Source organism: Phenylobacterium sp. T106, from assembly GCF_057219735.1.
Window position 1 is genome coordinate 448,667 of the sequence record NZ_JBXVWA010000004.1, and the last position, 15,936, is coordinate 464,602.

Annotated in this window: 12 protein-coding genes; 7 read left to right on the forward strand and 5 right to left on the reverse strand. The window is 71.0% G+C overall.

What is annotated here, in order from left to right:
* Positions 1-3 precede the first annotated feature (3 nt).
* Both AC2D8W_RS12475 and AC2D8W_RS12480 read left to right on the forward strand, forming a co-directional pair.
* Positions 4-1,179 carry an FAD-dependent oxidoreductase gene (locus tag AC2D8W_RS12475; RefSeq protein ID WP_484671851.1) on the forward strand — a complete coding sequence of 392 codons (1,176 nt, stop codon included), beginning with the start codon at positions 4-6 and terminating at the stop codon, positions 1,177-1,179.
* Positions 1,176-1,652 (forward strand): very short patch repair endonuclease, encoded by a 477-nt coding sequence (locus AC2D8W_RS12480; RefSeq protein WP_484671801.1) that lies wholly within the window; start codon positions 1,176-1,178, stop codon positions 1,650-1,652. The genes AC2D8W_RS12475 and AC2D8W_RS12480 overlap by 4 nt, the downstream gene beginning before the upstream one ends.
* Before the next feature lie 380 nt (positions 1,653-2,032).
* Here AC2D8W_RS12480 and AC2D8W_RS12485 read toward each other — a convergent pair whose 3' ends face one another.
* From AC2D8W_RS12485 to AC2D8W_RS12500, 4 genes are all read right to left on the reverse strand, one after another.
* Complete coding sequence (locus AC2D8W_RS12485; protein WP_484671802.1) at positions 2,033-2,623, reverse strand: hypothetical protein; 591 nt, start codon at positions 2,621-2,623, stop codon at positions 2,033-2,035.
* A 68-nt stretch (positions 2,624-2,691) separates the two neighbouring features.
* The gene (locus AC2D8W_RS12490; RefSeq protein WP_484671803.1) at positions 2,692-3,156 is read right to left on the reverse strand and encodes an OsmC family protein; all 465 of its coding nucleotides are present in this window, start codon (positions 3,154-3,156) and stop codon (positions 2,692-2,694) included.
* Positions 3,157-3,164: 8 nt separating this feature from the next.
* On the reverse strand, positions 3,165-4,949 hold the full coding sequence (locus tag AC2D8W_RS12495) for an acyl-CoA dehydrogenase C-terminal domain-containing protein (RefSeq protein WP_484671804.1): 1,785 nt from the start codon (positions 4,947-4,949) through the stop codon (positions 3,165-3,167).
* Between the two features lie 152 nt (positions 4,950-5,101).
* The gene (locus AC2D8W_RS12500) at positions 5,102-5,569 is read right to left on the reverse strand and encodes a MerR family transcriptional regulator (protein ID WP_293481260.1); all 468 of its coding nucleotides are present in this window, start codon (positions 5,567-5,569) and stop codon (positions 5,102-5,104) included.
* A 253-nt stretch (positions 5,570-5,822) separates the two neighbouring features.
* Here AC2D8W_RS12500 and AC2D8W_RS12505 point away from each other — a divergent pair, with 253 nt between their 5' ends.
* Positions 5,823-8,249 (forward strand): zinc-dependent metalloprotease, encoded by a 2,427-nt coding sequence (locus AC2D8W_RS12505; RefSeq protein ID WP_484671805.1) that lies wholly within the window; start codon positions 5,823-5,825, stop codon positions 8,247-8,249.
* Between the two features lie 10 nt (positions 8,250-8,259).
* Here AC2D8W_RS12505 and AC2D8W_RS12510 read toward each other — a convergent pair whose 3' ends face one another.
* Entirely contained in the window at positions 8,260-9,942 is a 1,683-nt protein-coding gene (locus AC2D8W_RS12510) for a lysine--tRNA ligase (protein ID WP_484671806.1), read from the reverse strand.
* Positions 9,943-10,072: 130 nt separating this feature from the next.
* On the opposite strand from AC2D8W_RS12510, the gene AC2D8W_RS12515 reads away from it, so the two are divergent.
* Genes AC2D8W_RS12515 through phnD form a run of 4 tightly spaced genes read left to right on the forward strand, consistent with a single transcriptional unit; the run spans position 10,073 to position 15,876 of the window.
* The gene (locus AC2D8W_RS12515; protein WP_484671807.1) at positions 10,073-12,616 is read left to right on the forward strand and encodes a TonB-dependent receptor; all 2,544 of its coding nucleotides are present in this window, start codon (positions 10,073-10,075) and stop codon (positions 12,614-12,616) included.
* On the forward strand, positions 12,610-14,142 hold the full coding sequence (locus AC2D8W_RS12520; RefSeq protein ID WP_484671808.1) for an alkaline phosphatase D family protein: 1,533 nt from the start codon (positions 12,610-12,612) through the stop codon (positions 14,140-14,142). The genes AC2D8W_RS12515 and AC2D8W_RS12520 overlap by 7 nt, the downstream gene beginning before the upstream one ends.
* A complete protein-coding gene (locus AC2D8W_RS12525) occupies positions 14,135-14,893 on the forward strand; it encodes a hypothetical protein (RefSeq protein ID WP_293481265.1) in 759 nt (252 codons plus the stop codon). The genes AC2D8W_RS12520 and AC2D8W_RS12525 overlap by 8 nt, the downstream gene beginning before the upstream one ends.
* Positions 14,890-15,876: a phosphate/phosphite/phosphonate ABC transporter substrate-binding protein gene (phnD, locus tag AC2D8W_RS12530; protein WP_484671809.1), complete on the forward strand. Its 987-nt coding sequence runs from the start codon at positions 14,890-14,892 to the stop codon at positions 15,874-15,876. Before AC2D8W_RS12525 ends, phnD begins: the two co-directional genes overlap by 4 nt.
* Positions 15,877-15,936 lie beyond the last annotated feature (60 nt).

Here is a 15,936-nt window from a genome sequence, read left to right on the forward strand (position 1 = left end):
GTCCTGCGGGTCGGGGTCGTCGGATGCGGCGTCGCCGGACTGACGGCGGCGGTCGCCCTGGCGCGCAAGGGCTGCAAGGTCCGCCTCTTCGACGCGTTCGAGACGCCCCGTCCCGTCGGGTCTGGGTTGCTCCTGCAGCCGTCGGGCCTCGCGGCTCTTCGTCGGCTGGGCCTGCATGAGGCGGTGCTGGCGCGCGGGGCCCGCATCGACCATCTCGACGGGCGCGACCTCTCCGGCCGGGCGATCATGGACATGCGCTATTCGCGCTGGCGGACCGGCGCGTTCGGCGTCGGCGTGCAGAGGTCCAGCTTGTTCGGGGTCCTGCACGACGCCGCGCAGGATGCGGGGGTCGCGCTACAGGCCGGCACGGCGATCGCCGCGGTCGATGACTTCGACGCGCCGCGCCTGCGGGACGCGCAGGGCCAGACCTACGGCCCCTTCGACCTTGTGGTGGCGGCGGACGGGTCGGCCTCGCGGCTTCGATCGATCATCCATCCCCGCGCCCGCGCGCCGGTCTATCCCTGGGGGGCGGTGTGGGCCAACGCCGAGGACCCCGACGGGCAGTATGCGGGCCGGCTGCATCAGCGATACGACGCCGCGTCCGTGATGATCGGAATTCTGCCTGTCGGCCGGGACAGCGCCCGCCAGCCGCCGCAGGTGAGCTTCTTCTGGTCGCTGCCGGTCTCCGGGATGGACGCCTTCGGCGACGCGTTCGAGCCCTGGCGCGACCGCGTTGCGCGGATGTGGCCTGAAGCCCAGCCGGTCCTGTCGCAATTGACCCCCCAAGGCTTTTCGCGGGCCATCTATCGCGACGTCGCGTTCGGGCGCTGGCATCGCGGCGCCGTGGTCATGATCGGCGACGCGGCTCATGGGACCAGTCCGCAGCTCGGCCAGGGGGCCAACCTCGCGCTGCTGGATGGGGTCGAGCTCGCCGAGCGGGTCGAACGTCCTACCCAGGTCGCGGGCTACCAGTTCGCTCGCCGCCTCCAGACGGCGCCCTATCAGCTGCTGTCCCGTCTCCTGACACCGCTGTTTCAATCGAGCAGCCGGTTCTGGCCATGGTTCCGCAACCACATCTTCGCCCCGCTGTCGCAGGCGCCGGGTCTGCGCCGCCACGCCGCCCGTGTGCTGGCGGGCAGCTTCCGGCTCGGGCCCTCGCCGAAGGCCCTGCGGCCGTGACCGACGTCTTCGATCCCGCCAAGCGCTCGGCCGTCATGCGGCGGGTGAAGGGGCGCGACACCTCGCCCGAGCTCGTCGTCCGCCGCGCGCTCACGCGGCTTGGCGCGCGCTACCGGCTGCATCGCAAGGACCTGCCGGGCGCGCCCGACGTCGTCCTGCCCGGCCGGCGGCTGGCGATCTTCGTCCACGGCTGCTTCTGGCACGGCCACGACTGCCCGCGCGGCGCGCGGGTCCCGAAGCAGAACCGCGACTACTGGGTGGCCAAGGTTGGCCGGAACGCCGCGCGCGACGCCCGCAGCGCCGAGGCGCTGGCCGCGTCCGGCTGGCGGGTGGAGGTGATCTGGGAGTGCCAGCTCAGGGACCTCGCTGCGCTGGACGAACGCCTCAGCCGCCTGCTCGCCCCGATTCCGGTTGCCCCGGCAAGTCAGCGGGTGATGCCTGTGCCGAAGATGCCCCAATCGGACCAATGCTAAGGCGACACACATACTGCGCATCGACCGGGTTTGGTATGCGCGTGAATGCGATGCCAGCGCGGCTTAGGCCCTCGACGAGCGCGGCTAGCTCAGGCGGGTCAGGCTCGGGGCGATGAACGACCGCTAGACCTGGGAAGTCGCGACCCCACGCGGCCATCACCGCGTTGGCGTCGCGAACGTCGTCCTCCGCGCTGTGCTTGCCGCTTGCCCTCTCCACCACCCGCTCTTCGGCGGGCGGTCCCCCTCTCCCGCTTGCGGGAGAGGAAGGTGCGGCGGCGCGCGGACTCCGCGGTCTTCTCCGCGTCCTCCGCGATTCGAGCGAGCGACTGCGGAGACGGCCGTCGGACGGGCGGGGGAGGACGCTCTGTCGCGGCCTGTCGCTAACGGGCTCCGAACAACCGCGCGAAGAAGCCGGGCCTGGACGTTCCCGTCGCGCGCTTCGCCTGGCGGAGTTCTTCGAAGACGACGCCGTCGGGCGGATCCAGGTCGTGCTTGAAGCCGCAGATCGACCTGGCCAGTTCGAGCGGCACGTCACAGATGAGGTCGACGCCGGCCGTCTCGCCGCCCTCGGCGTCCTGTTGGGCCTTCAGGTCGGCGTGAATCCTGGCGAGCTCGGCAGGCGGCGCGCCGTCGGTCTCGAGATGGTAGAGGGTTCCGCCTCTATTGGGATCGTGGGTCACGCGCCACACCTCGGCGCCGTCGGCGTAGCCCCGCGCCTCCTGGAACATCACGTGCTCCTCGATCGCGCAGGCCAGGGCCGGGCCCAGGCGGGACAGGTCGCGGGCCGCCTCGAACGCCGTGCTGAGGTCGCGATCGTACCAGAGGAGCAGCCAGCCGCCGGGCAACTCGCCCAGGCAGACGCGAAAGTCCGGGAAAGCGTCGCTCTGACCCGATGGCTCGAGGCCCAGGGCGGCCAGCACCCCGTCGCGCGGCGCACCCTGCACGGCGGCCCAACTCCCGCTGAATCCCACGACGTCCTCCCTCGCAAGCAAGCTTGACCTTAGGCGAAGCCGGAGGGCCGTCAAGAACAAAATACGAACTAATCGAGCGCCGCTTCCTCCACCACGATCTCGCACGTCACCGAGTTGGCGATGAAGCACTCCTCGTGCGCCTCGTGGTGCAACTGGTCGCGTTGCTGCGGGGTCGGGCGCGCGCCCTCGTAGGCGATCTTTGGGCGGAGCGTCACCCGGGTCACGGCCATGCGGCCGTCCGCATTCTTCTCCATCACCCCCTCGGCGGCGTCCCGGTAGCGGGTGACCACGAACCCGGCCAGGCGCGCGCGATGGAGGAAGGTCAGCATGTGGCAGTTGGAGATCGACGCCACCAGCATCTCCTCCGGGTCGACCGCCCCCGGCGCGGCCCACTTGCCGACCACATGGCGCGAGGCGGTGGCCGGAACCACGTGCTCGGCGAAGCTCACCGTGTGCCCGCGGCTGTAGCGGCCATTGGCGAAGTCCTCGCCGTCCTTCAGGGTCCACTCGACGGTGGCGCGATAGGTCGCCATCGCCGGACCTAGAACGCCTCGGCCGGCAGCGTCATGAGAAGCTCCGAGCCGGTCCTCAGCTTGGCCAGCCGGCTCGACGTCTCGGGCAGGACGCGCTCGACGTAGTAGCGGCCGATGACCAGCTTGTTGGCGTAGAACGGGTCGGCGTCGCCGGCGGCGATCCTGGCCAGCGCCGCCTTGGCCTGCAGCGCCCACATGTAGGCCAACGCGGTCAGGCCGAAGAGGTGGAGGTAGTCGGTCGACGCGGCGCCGGCGTTGTCGGGATTGGCGAGCCCGTTCTGCATCAGCCACATGGTGGCCTCCTGCAGCTCGGCCTTGGCCTTGGCGAGGCCCTCGGTGAACGGCTTCATCTCCGCGGCCGTCTCGGCGGCCGTGAAGGCGTCGAGTTCGGCGAAGAAGCTCATCACGCCGCGCCCGCCGTCGGCCGCCAGCTTTCGGCCCACCAGGTCCAGCGCCTGGACGCCGTTGGTGCCCTCGTAGATCAGGGCGATGCGCACGTCGCGCAGGTACTGGCTGGCCGGGAAGTGCTCGGTGAAGCCCGAGCCGCCGTGCACCTGCATGGCGTCGGAGCAGACCTGGAAGCCGCGGTCGGTGAGGAACGCCTTCACCACCGGCGTCATCAGGGCCATGTAGTCGCGGCCCTTCTGCTGCGCGGCCTCGTCCGGGCTGGCGTGCGCCAGGTCGCCGTGCAGCGCCGTCCAGGCCATGAACGCGCGCCCCCCTTCCACGATGGCGCGCATGTCCATCAGCATCCGCCGCACGTCGGGGTGGACGATGATCGGATCGGCCGGGCCGTCGGCGTTCTTGGGGCCCGTGAGCGAGCGCCCCTGCAGGCGTTCCTTCGCGAACGCCGCCGCCGCCTGGTAGGCGGCCTCGGCCTGGGCCACGCCCTGCAGCCCCACGCCCAGCCGCGCCTCGTTCATCATCACGAACATCAGGCGCAGGCCCTGGTTCTCCTCGCCGATCAGCCAGCCGGTGGCCTCCTCGTGGCTGATCACGCAGGTGGCGTTGCCGTGGATGCCCATCTTCTCTTCCAGGCCCAGGCACTTCACCGAGTTGCGCACGCCCGGCTTGCCCTCGGCGTCCGGGATGAACTTCGGCACGATGAAGAGGCTGATGCCCCGGACGCCGGCCGGCGCGCCTTCGATCCGCGCCAGGACCAGGTGGACGATGTTCTCGGTCAGGTCCTGCTCGCCGCCCGAAATCCAGATCTTCTGGCCCGAGATGCGGTAGGTCCCGTCAGCCTGGGGAACCGCCTTGGTCCTGAGGAGGCCGAGGTCGGTGCCGCAGTGGGGCTCGGTGAGGTTCATGGTGCCGGCCCACTCGAACGAGGCCAGCTTGGGCAGGTAGAGGTCCTTCTGCGCCTGCGAGCCGCCCACGTGGATCGCCGAATAGGCCCCGTGGGTCAGGCCCGGGTACATGGCGAAGGCCATGTTGGCGCCCGACGTCATCTCGGAAACGGCCATGTTGACCACGTGCGGCAGGCCCTGGCCTCCGTAGGCGGGGTCCGAGCCCAGCGCGGGCCAGCCCGCCTCGACGAACTGGCGGTAGGCGTCCTTGAAGCCGGCGGGGGTCGTGACGCTGAAGTCCGGGCTCCAGGCGCAGCCCTCCTTGTCGCCCACCCCGTTCAGCGGCGCGAGCACCTCGGAGGTGAACTTCCCCGCCTCGTCCAGGATGGCCTCGACCGTGTCGATCGAGGCGTCGGCGAAGGCCGGCAGGTTGGCGTAGCGCTCCAGCTGCAGCACGTCGCGCAGCAGGAAGACATAGTCCCGCACGGGGGCCTGGTAGGTCATGCTCAGAACTTCCCTCCGCTCATCCCGACGACGGCCGGGACCCAGGTCTCAGGCCGGGTCCGGCCGGGATGCGCCGCGAGCGTTATAGAACCCGCGCTCGCGGTTCGCCATCGGGCTCCCGGCGATCGCCGGGACGAGCCTGGGAAGCGGGCCTACGCCTCCACGCCGTCGAGCTGGCGGCGCATCGTCTGGTCGTAGGCCTCGGCGCGCGGCAGAAGATCGGGGCGCGTGGCCGAAAGGCGGCGCTCCATCTCGGTGATCCCGGCCTGCAGCTGGGCGATCGCATCGTCGATGTCGGTCTTCTGCTGCTCGAGCGCGACGATCCGCTCTTTGAACTTCCGCAGGCTCTTGGCGGCCTGCTGGGCGCCCGTGTCGTCGGCTTCGTAGAGATCCAGAATCTCGCCGATCTCGGAGAGGGAGAGGCCGACGCGCTTGCCGCGCAGGATCAGCTGCAGCCGGGCGCGGTCGCGGTAGGAATAGACGCGGTTCATCCCGTCGCGCGCCGGGTTCAGCAGGCCCTTGTCCTCGTAGAAGCGCAGGGCGCGCGGGGTGCATTTGAACTCGAGGCAGAGCTGGCGGATCGTGTAGGTCCGCAGCGGACGACGCAGGTCCATGGGCATTGGTGGCCTCCCTCGTATTATCGTTGATAACAAACCCTACGCGGCTTTCCGTTTACGTCAAGGGAGACTCGCCGCGTCAACGACCCGAAACGAGCAACTCATGCCCCTGATCGCGGGCCTGGGGATGCCGCGGAGGGCGATTGTGCCTCGCAAGTCGGACGGGAACGTGGCGAAGCTGCGCAGGATGGATGACGCTCTGGCGACGCGGGCGCCCGGCCGCTAGGCTCGACCTCGAACGGCCGGGGGATCCGAGTTGAAGCGTTTCTGGTTGGCGGCCACGGCGGCCGCGGTTCTCACCTGGTCCACGCCCGCGCTGGCGGCCCGTCCTGCGCCTCCGCCGGACGCCCTGGCGGGCCTGACCCGGCAGGAGGGCCTGGTCCCGATCTATGTCGATGCGGCCAAGGGCCGGATCCTGGCGGCCCTGCCCGCGCCCGGTCCCGACGGGGTCGCGGGCCGCTACCTCTATGTGACGGCTTTGAGGACCGGCCTGGGGTCCGCGCCCGTCGGACTCGACCGCGCGCGCCTGGGCGACACCCAGGTCCTCGCCTTCCGTCGCGTGGGCCCGCGGGTGCTGGCCGAGTTCGAGAACCCCCGCTTCCGCGCCGCCGGGGCGCCCGAAGCCGAACAGGCCGCCGCGCGCGAGGCCTTCGCCACGTCGGTGGTCTGGCAGGGGAAGATCGAGCAGACCCTGGCCGACGGCCGGCTTCTGGTCGACCTGTCCGGCTTTCTCACCCGCGACGTGATCGGCATCGCCGACGCCCTGAAGCAGGGCGGGGAAGCCGGCTTCAAGCCGGTAGCGGAGCTGTCGGTGGCCGATCCTTCCGCGGTCAGGGTCTTTCCCGAGAACGTGGAGTTCGAGGCGCTCCAGACCTTCGCCTCCGAGACGCCCGGGCCCGAGGTCCGCAACATCGCGCCGGACCCGCGGCTGGTGACGCTGGCCGTGCGGCACAGCCTGGTGAAGCTTCCCGAGCCGGGCTACACGCCGCGCCCCTTCGACCCGCGGTCCGGGGCCTTCGACGGCCTCGTGATGGACTATGCGGCCCCGCTCGACCGCGACATCGTCCAGCGCTATGCGCGCCGCTTCCGGCTGGAGAAGACCGACCCGGCGGCCGCCGTCTCGCCGGTCAGGAAGCCGATCGTCTTCTACGTCGACCGCGCGGCGCCCGAGCCCGTCCGCACCGCCCTGGTGGAGGGCGTCCGGTGGTGGGCGGCCGCGTTCGAGGCGGCCGGCTTCAAGGACGCCTACCGCGTCGAGGTCCTGCCCGAGGGCGCGGACCCGCTGGACGTCCGCTACAACGTCATCAACTGGGTGAACCGCGCGACCCGCGGGTGGTCTTACGGCCAGGCGGTGACCGACCCGCGCACCGGCGAGATCGTCAAGGGCTCGGTGCTGCTGGGGTCGCTCCGCGTCCGGCAGGACATGCTGATCTTCGAGGGCCTGGTCGGCGCGGCCGAGAGCGGCAAGGGCGGACCGAACGATCCGATCCAGGTGTCGCTCGCCCGCCTGCGCCAGCTTTCGGCCCACGAAGTCGGCCATTCGCTCGGCTTCGCGCACAACTTCGCCGCCTCGTCGCAGGACCGCGCCTCGGTGATGGATTACCCCGCGCCGCGGGTGAAGCTGACGGATGGCAGGATCGACCTGTCGGACGCCTATGGCGTCGGGGTCGGCGCGTGGGACCGGTTCATCGTCGACTGGCTCTACGGCGACGGCGATCCCGAGGCCAAGGCCCGCAAGGCCGCCGCCACCCTGCGCTACACCGCCGACAACGACGCCCGGCCGATCGGCTCGGGCCAGCCCCACGGCGCCATCTGGGACGACGGCGCCGATCCGGTGGCCGAACTGGCGCGGGTGATGACCGTGCGTCGCGCGGCGATCGCCGGCTTCGGCCCACAGGCGCTGCGCCCGGGCGAGGCGGCGCAGGCGCTGAAGCGCAAGTACGCGCCGATCTACCTGCTGCACCGCTACCAGCTCGAGGCGGCGGCCAAGGTGCTGGGCGGCGTGGACTTCAGCTACGCGGTGAAGGGCGACGCCTCGGCGACGGCGGCGGTCGTTCCGGCCGACCGGCAGCGCGCGGCGCTCGCCGGCCTGCTCGCCGCCATGGCCCCGGAGGCGCTGGACACGCCCGAGGCGCTGATCCCCCTGCTGTCCTCGGGCCAGTCCGGCGACACCGACCGCCAGTACCAGATCGAGGTCTTCGACGGCGCGGGCGGCCCGGTGTTCGACAGCCTTTCGGCGGCCGACGTGGCGGCCGGCCTGGTCTTGGACAACCTGCTGGCGCCCGAGCGTCTCACCCGCCTCGTGGACCAGCGCCGCCGCGATCCGGCCCAGCCGGGCCCGGGCGAGGTCGTGGACCGGCTGCTGACGCAGGCCTTTGCGCCCGCCTCCGGGCGGTACGCCGAGATCGCGCGCCGGGTCCAGACCCGGACGGCCCTCGAGCTTGCCGCGGCCGCGCGCCGTCCCGATGTGGCCCCGGCGGCCAAGGCCGAGATCGGCCACCGCCTCTCGGACCTCGCGGCGCGCCTGAAGGCCGCCCCGGGCGCCGACGCCTCGGAGCGCGCGCACCGCCTGACGCTGGCGGCCCTGCTGACCGACAGGGACGAGCTGGCGCGTGTCCTGGCCCAGCCCAAACGGCGGCCGGAGGCGCCGCCCGGCATGCCGATCGGCTCGGACGAGGACTGAACGGCGCGGCTCAGCCCGCGACGAGCTCTCCGGCCAGGGCCCGCTCGATCAGCTCGATGGTCCGGTCGACGCCGAAGATGGCGACGAAGCTGCCGAAGCGCGGCCCCTGGCTCTGCCCCAGCAGCACCTCGTAGAGCGCGGCGAACCAAAGGCGCAGCGGTTCGAAGCCGGCGGCCTTGCCCACCTCGAACACCTCGTTCTGGATCGCTTCGGCGTCCGCCCCCGCCGGCAGCGCGCGAAGCTTGTCCACGAGCGCCTGCATGGCCGCGTGCTCCTGCGCGGTCGGCGCGCGGAACCGCTTCGCCGGCTTCACGAAGTCCTCGTAGTAGTTGATCGCGTAGCCCGCGAGCTTGTCGAGCAGCGGCTCGCTCGCCGGCGTCGCGCCCGGCAGGTACCGGCCGATGAAGGCCCAGAGCAGGTCCTTGGTCGAAGCGTCGGCCGCCGAGACCAGGTTCAGAAGCAGCGAGAAGCTCACCGGCGAACCCCTGCCGGGCGGGTGGCCGCCGTGCACGTGCCAGGCCGGGTTGTCGAGCTGCGCCGCGTTGTCGCCCTCGGCCTTCTTGCGGTTCAGCGCGTCGAGCTGCTGCAGGTACTCGTCGGTCGCCTTCGGGATCACGTCGAAGAACAGCCGCTTCGCCGACTTCGGCGACTGGTACATGTAGTAGGTCAGACTCTCGGGGGTGCCGTAGCGCAGCCATTCCTCCATGGTCAGGCCGTTGCCCTTGGACTTCGAAATCTTCGTGTTGTTCTCGTCCATGAAGAGCTCGTAGTGGAACGCCTCGGGCGGCGTCCCGCCCAGCGCCTGGCACACCCGGTTCGAGACCCGCACGGAGTCCACCAGGTCCTTGCCCGACGCCTCGAAGTCCACCTCCAGCGCCGTCCAGCGCGCCGCCCAGTCGGGCCGCCACTGCAGCTTCACGTGGCCGCCGGTGACGGGGACCTCGGTGAGCTCGCCGTCCTCGTCCCGGAAGACGATCGTGCCCCGCTCGACATGCCGCTCCAGGGTCGGGACCTGCAGCACGCGGCCGGACTTCGGGCTGATCGGCAGGAACGGCGAATAGGTCGCCCGCCGCTCCTCGCCCAGGGTCGGCAGCATGATCGACTGGACCTTGTCGAACCGCGCCAGGATGCGCAGCAGGACGTCATCGAACCGGCCGGACCTGTAGGTCTCGGTCGAGCTCATGAAGGTGTAGTCGAAGCCGAAGCCGTCCAGGAAGGCGCGCAGGCGGGCGTTGTTGTGCGCCCCGAAGCTCTCGTACTCGCCGAACGGGTCGCGCACCGACGTCACCGGCTTGTCGCGATCCTCCTCCAGCATCTCCCGGTTTGGCACGTTGTCGGGGATCTTCCGGAACCCGTCCATGTCGTCGGAGAAGACGATCAGGGTCGTGGGGATGGCGTCCTCGGTCAGCGCCCGGAAGGCGTTGCGCACGATGGTCGGCCGGGTCGCCTCGCCGAACGTCCCCAGGTGGGGGAGGCCCGAGGCGCCGTAGCCGCACTGGAACACCACCGGCTTCGCCAGCGCGGGCAGGGCGGCGACGGCCTCCAGGTACTTGCCCTCGCCGAACATCGTGGCGGCCAGGTCGCGCTCGGCGTCCGACAGGCGCAGGCGGGTGACGCGGTCCAGGAGCAGGCGCGCCTGCTCGAACGGCCAGCTCCGGGCCTCGCGGGCCTGGTGGGAAAGTCCTTGCAGCATGGCTGCGCGGCCTACAGCCCATGGGCCGGACGCTCAAGCGCAATGAATCGTCACGGGACCATCGTCGAACCGCAGCGCGACTGACACGCGGGCCGCCTAAGCGGCTGCCTCAGGTCAGAAGGGGATGTCCATGACGCGCTGGATTTGCACCGTGAGCGGAGCGGCGCTGGGCGCTGCGCTCGCCGCTTCGCCGGCTCTCGCCCAGGAGGTGGTCGAGGAGCTGGTGGTGACCGGCCAGCGCGCCTCGCAGCAGCTGGCGATCGAGACCAAGCGGGAGGCGCTCGGCGTCGTCGACGCGATCGCGGCCGACGACATCGGGCGGCTGGCCGACAAGAACGTGGCCGAGAACCTCGAGCGGTTGCCCGGCGTCGGCGTCGCCTACGACCAGGGCGAGGGCCGCTATGTCTCGATCCGCGGCACGCCCTCGACGCTCAACAACGTGACGCTGAACGGCGTCGAGGTGGGCAACCCGGACGGCGACAGCCGCGCCCTGCCGCTGGACATCGTCAGCGGGCAGCTGCTCGGGCGCCTCGAGGTGCTGAAGGCGGTGACGCCGGACCGCGACGCCCAGGGCATCGGCGGGACCATCAACCTCGTCACCCGATCCCCCTTCGATTCCGGCAAGAACCTCACGGCCCAGGTCTCGGCCCAGGTCGGCTACCAGGAATTCAACGAGAAGACGCCCGTCCAGGGCGACGTGACCCTCGGCATGGTCCGCGGCGACTGGGGCGCGCTGCTGGGCGTCAGCTACTCGTACCGCGACTACCGTTCGGACGGCCTCTTCCCGGACGACTGGCGCACCGTGCCCGGCGTCGCCCGCGGCGGCCTGCCTATCAACCTCAAGTTCACGAACTACACGCTCGAGCGCGAGCGGATCGGTGTCAGCGGCGCCGTGGAGTGGCGGCCGAGCGACGACGACCGCGTGTTCTTCCGCGGCCTGTATTCGCGCTTCACCGAGAACGAGTACCGCCAGCGGTTCCGGCTGGATTTCGCGTCCAACCTCGCCAACGTCACCCTCAACCCGGACGGGACGACCGGCGTCGCGCGCAACGTCGAGGCGCGGCAGGACCTGCGCACGGAATACAAGGAGAAGTCGCTCTCCACCTTCCAGCTGGGCGCCTGGCATGTCCGCGGGCCCTGGCGGGTCGAGTACGACGTCTCCTGGGGCTACAATGAGCTGATCGAGCCCAACCAGCTCTGGCTGTTCCGGGGCGGCGCCGCCACGGTCGACTTCGACATGGGCCCGCTGCTCTACACCGCCACGCCGCGCAGCCTGGCCGCCAGCGACCTGGGCTTCCGCCAGTACACCGCGCAGGACGAGAGCGGCGAGGAGACGAACAAGGCCGCCCGCTTCGACCTGCGCCGCGACCTCGACATGGGGACCGAGAGCTTCCTGAAGGTCGGGTTCAAGCTGCGCGAGACCGACAAGAAGTTCGACGGCCGCACCGACCTGTTCGAGCGCGCCGCGGCCGCTGCCAACCGGTTCACCCTGGCCGACTTCGGCCTGCGGGGGCCCGACATGGCGGTCTCGCTGGGCGAGGCCGACTACGCGAACCGCTTCGTGATCGACGAGGATGCGATCAAGGCGTTCACCGCGCAGAACCTGAACGGCCCCAGGATCGTCCGCAACAACGCCACCAGCCTGTCCAACGACACGCTCAGCGACTACAGCCTGACCGAGCGCGTGGCGGCCGGCTACGCGATGGCGAACATCGACCTCGGCGCGGTGACCGTCCTGGCCGGATGGCGGGTCGAGTCCACCGAGACCGACATCCGCGGCTTCCGCCTCAGCGGCGGCGTGGTCACGCCCGTCCGGCGCAGCGGCGAGTACAGCGACTTCCTGCCGAACGTGCACCTGCGCTGGACGCCGGCGGAAGACGTCATCGTCCGCGCCGCCTACACCCATACGCTGGGCCGACCGCAGTACCCGCAGCTCCGGCCGGGCGGCCTGCTCACCGTGGTGACCAACCCGGACGGAACGCTCGACGGCGAGCTCTCGGAAGGCAACGTCGACCTGGACCCGTTCCGGTCCGAGAACTTCGACCTCTCCGTCGAATGGTACTTCGCGCCCGGCGGGCTGCTTTCCGCGGGCGCCTTCCTGAAGCGCATCGACGATCCGATCTTCAGCTTCCGGGAGACGCGGACCGGCGTGCAGCTCGACGGCCGCACCTTCAGCCGCCTCTTCTACACGCAGCCCCGGAACGCCGAGCGGGGCGAGATCCGCGGTCTCGAAGTGCAGTACCAGCAGCAGTTCACCTTCCTGCCCGGCCTGTGGGGCGGGTTCGGGCTGGCGGCGAACGTCACCCTGACCGACTCGGAACTGACCGTCCCGGGCCGCGGCGAGCTGCCCTTCATCGGCCAGTCCGACCTCCTGTGGGGCGCCCAGCTCTTCTACCAGAAGGGCCCGATCGAGGCCGCGCTCTCCTACCACCACACCGGCAAGGCGCCGCAGTCGATCGGCGGCAATCTCGACGCCGACACCTTCGATGACGACTATCGCCGCCTGAACGCGAAGGTAAGCTATGCCCTGAGCGATCGCGTCGAGGTGTACGTGGACCTGCAGAACCTGACCGACGAGAAGCTGCGCGAGTACCAGGGCGGCCGCGAGGACTGGCTGACCAACTACGAACGCTACAAGCGGACCTACTACGTGGGCGTGCAGGCCCGATGGTGACCGACCGACGCCATCTGCTGCGCCAGGCCGCGTGGCTCGCGGGGGCGGCGCTCATGCCGGGCGCGTGGACCTCGGCGATCGCCCAGACGCGGATGGCCGAGTATCCGTTCGGGCTCGGCGTGGCCTCGGGCGATCCGACGGCCGACGGCGTGGTCCTCTGGACGCGCATCGCGCCGCGGCCGCGCGAGCCCGGCTTCGGGATGGGCCGGGCGCCGGTCATCGTCGAGTGGCTGGTGGCCGAGGACGCCGGCCTGACGCGCGTCGCGCGCAGGGGCCAGGCGATCGCCGCCTGGGAGGCCGGCCACGCCGTGCATGTGGAGGTGGGCGGGCTGCGGCCGGATCGGGAATACTGGTACCGCTTCACCGCCGCGGGCCACCAGAGCCCCGTGGGCCGCACCCGCACGGCCCCGGCGGCGGGGGCGCCGGTCGAGCGGCTCCGGCTCGCCTACGGCTCGTGCCAGAAGTTCGAGGCCGGCTTCTGGTCCGCGCACGCCGGCATCGCCGCCGAGACGCCCGACCTGGTGCTCTTCCTCGGCGACTACATCTACGAGCAGGCCGCCAAGGCGGGCGCGCTGCGGGCGCACCCGCCGCACGAGCCGGTCGACCTCGAAGGCTACCGCCTGCGGCACGCCTGGTACCGGGCCGACGGCGACCTGCAGGCCGCCCATGCCGCGGCGCCCTGGATGGTGATCTGGGACGACCACGAGGTGGTCAACGACTACGGCCGCGACCAGGACCGCAGCAACCCCGACCCGAAGGCGTTTCTTCGCCGCCGCGCCGCCGCCTACCAGGCCTACTACGAGAACATGCCGCTCCGCCGGAAGCAGGTCCCGGTGGGCCCGGACCTGCAGCTCTACCGGTCGCTGGACTGGGGAAGCCTGGCCCGGCTGAACTTCCTCGACACCCGCCAGTACCGGGATCGTCGCACCTGCGAGGCGGTCTCGGACGAGAAGCGCATCCCCTACGACTGTCCCGACCGGACGGCCGCCTCCCGCTCGTTGCTGGGACGGACTCAGGAGCGCTGGCTGGAGGGCCGGGCCAAGGACAGCCCCGCGCGGTGGAACGTTCTGGCCCAGCAGTACCTGATGGGCGAGCTCAGGCTGGAGGACGGCCGCGTCTCGAACGACGGCTGGGACGGCTACGCCCAGACCCGGCGGCGCGTGCTGGAGACCTGGCGCGACGCGAAGACGCCGAACCCCGTGGCGCTCGGCGGCGACATCCACTGCTTCTTCGCCGGCGACCTGGCCCTGCGGCCGGGCGATGCGCCGCTCGCCAGCGAGTTCGTCGGCGGCTCGATCAGCTCGCTGGGCGCGGCGAACGATAGCCTCGCCGCCAGCGTGGCGCGCAATCCGCACCTCAAGTTCGCCGAGGGCCAGCGCCGCGGCTACGGCCGGGTGGAGCTCACCGCCCGGGATTGCCGGGTCACCTTCCGGGCGGTGGACAATGCGTTCGTGCCGTCCTCGCCCGTCCGCGACCTGGCGACCTTCGTCGTCGAGGCGGGCCGGCCCGGACTGTCCCGTGCTTGAAGTCCTGCTGGCCGCCGCCGTGGCGCTGACCCGCCTGCCCGCGCCCGAGGCCGACCAGGGCGTGGCGGTGGACGCCCGGTCGATCTACGCCGTCGATAACTCGGTCATCGCCCGGTACGACCGGAAGACCGGCGCGCGCCTGGGCGAATTCCGCGGCGACCCGGCGAAGTTCCCGCACATGAATTCCTGCGCCGTCATCGGCGCCGAGCTGGTCTGCGCGGCCTCGAACTATCCCAAGGTCCCGATGACCTCGCAGGTCGAGGTCTTCGACCCTGCCACGCTGCGCCACCTGCGTACGATCCCGCTGCCGGGCGCGCCGGGATCGCTCACCTGGGTTGACCGCCACGGCGGCGGATGGTGGGCGGGGTTCGCCAACTACGACGGGCGCGGAGGAGAGCCGGGCCGCGATCACCGCGCCACCACCGTCGTCCGCTTCGACGACGGGTGGCGCGAGGCGGCGCGCTGGACGTTTCCGCCCGAGGTCCTCGGCCGCTTTGCGCCCTACAGCAATTCGGGCGGCGCCCTGGGGCCCGACGGGCGGCTCTATGTGACCGGCCACGACCGTCCGGAGCTCTATGTGATGGAGGCGCCTCCGGGCGGCGGCGTCCTGAAGCTGGTGGCGACGGTGGGAATTCCGGTCCCCGGCCAGGCGATCGTCTTTGACCCCAGCCAAAGCGGCGTCATGTTCGGCGTGAATCGGGCCGCCCGCGAGGTGGTGGGCTTTCGGCTGCCGCCGCTGGAGACGAAATGAACCGCAGAACGATCCTGGGCCTGGCCGCCGCCTGCGCCGCGCTCGCGGGCTGCGCCGCGCCCAAGGAGGCCGACCGCAAGGAGATCGTCTTCTCGATCCTCTCGGCCGAGAGCCAGGCCAGCGCCGAAGCCGACTGGGCGCCCTTCCTGGCCGACATGTCCAAGGCCCTCGGCCGGCCGGTGAAGGCGTACTACGGCTCCAACTACACCGCGCTGGTCGAGGCCATGCGGTTCAAGCAGACCGACCTCGGCTGGTTCACCAACCAGTCGGGCCTCGAGGCCGTGCGCCGGGCCGGCGGCGAGGTCTTCGCCCGGTCGGTCAACCCGAATGGGGTCGACGGCTACGAGGCGGTGATCATCGTGAAGAAGGGGTCGGGACGGACCCTCGACGACATCCTGAAATGCGACCGAAGCCTTTCGTTCGGCATGGGCGATCCCAAGTCCACGTCGGGCACGCTCGCGCCGATGACCTACCTCTTCGCGCCGCGGAAGATCGACCCGGCCGCGTGCTTCAAGACCGTCCGCTCGGCCAACCACGAAACCAACCTCTTCTCCGTGTCCGGCGGCCTGCTCGACGCCGCCACCAACAACACCGCCTCGATGGAGCGGCTTCAGCTCCTGGACACGGACATCGCGCGTCGCACGCTTTCGTCCGTGGAGATCGTCTGGCGCTCGCCCAGGATCCCCGAGGATCCGATCGTCCGGCGCAAGGACCTGGATCCGGCGCTCCGGAAGCAGATCGACGACTTCATCTTCGGCTATGGCGTCGGCGAGACGCCCGAAGCGGCGCGCCAGCGGGCGGTGCTGGCGAAGATCCAGACGCTTCCCTTCAAGCCGGCCGACGCGAGCCACCTGCTGCCGGTGCGGGAGATGGAAGCCACGGGCCAGCTCATCGAGGCGCGCAACCGCAACGACGCCGCCGCCGTCGGCCGGGCCGAGGCGGCGCTGGCCGAAATCGCGAGGGAGCGCGCCGCGAAGCCCTGACGGCCGGCGTCAGAGCGCGTCCCCACGAGTGGGATCGAAAGCGCCCAAGCTCTCGCTTTA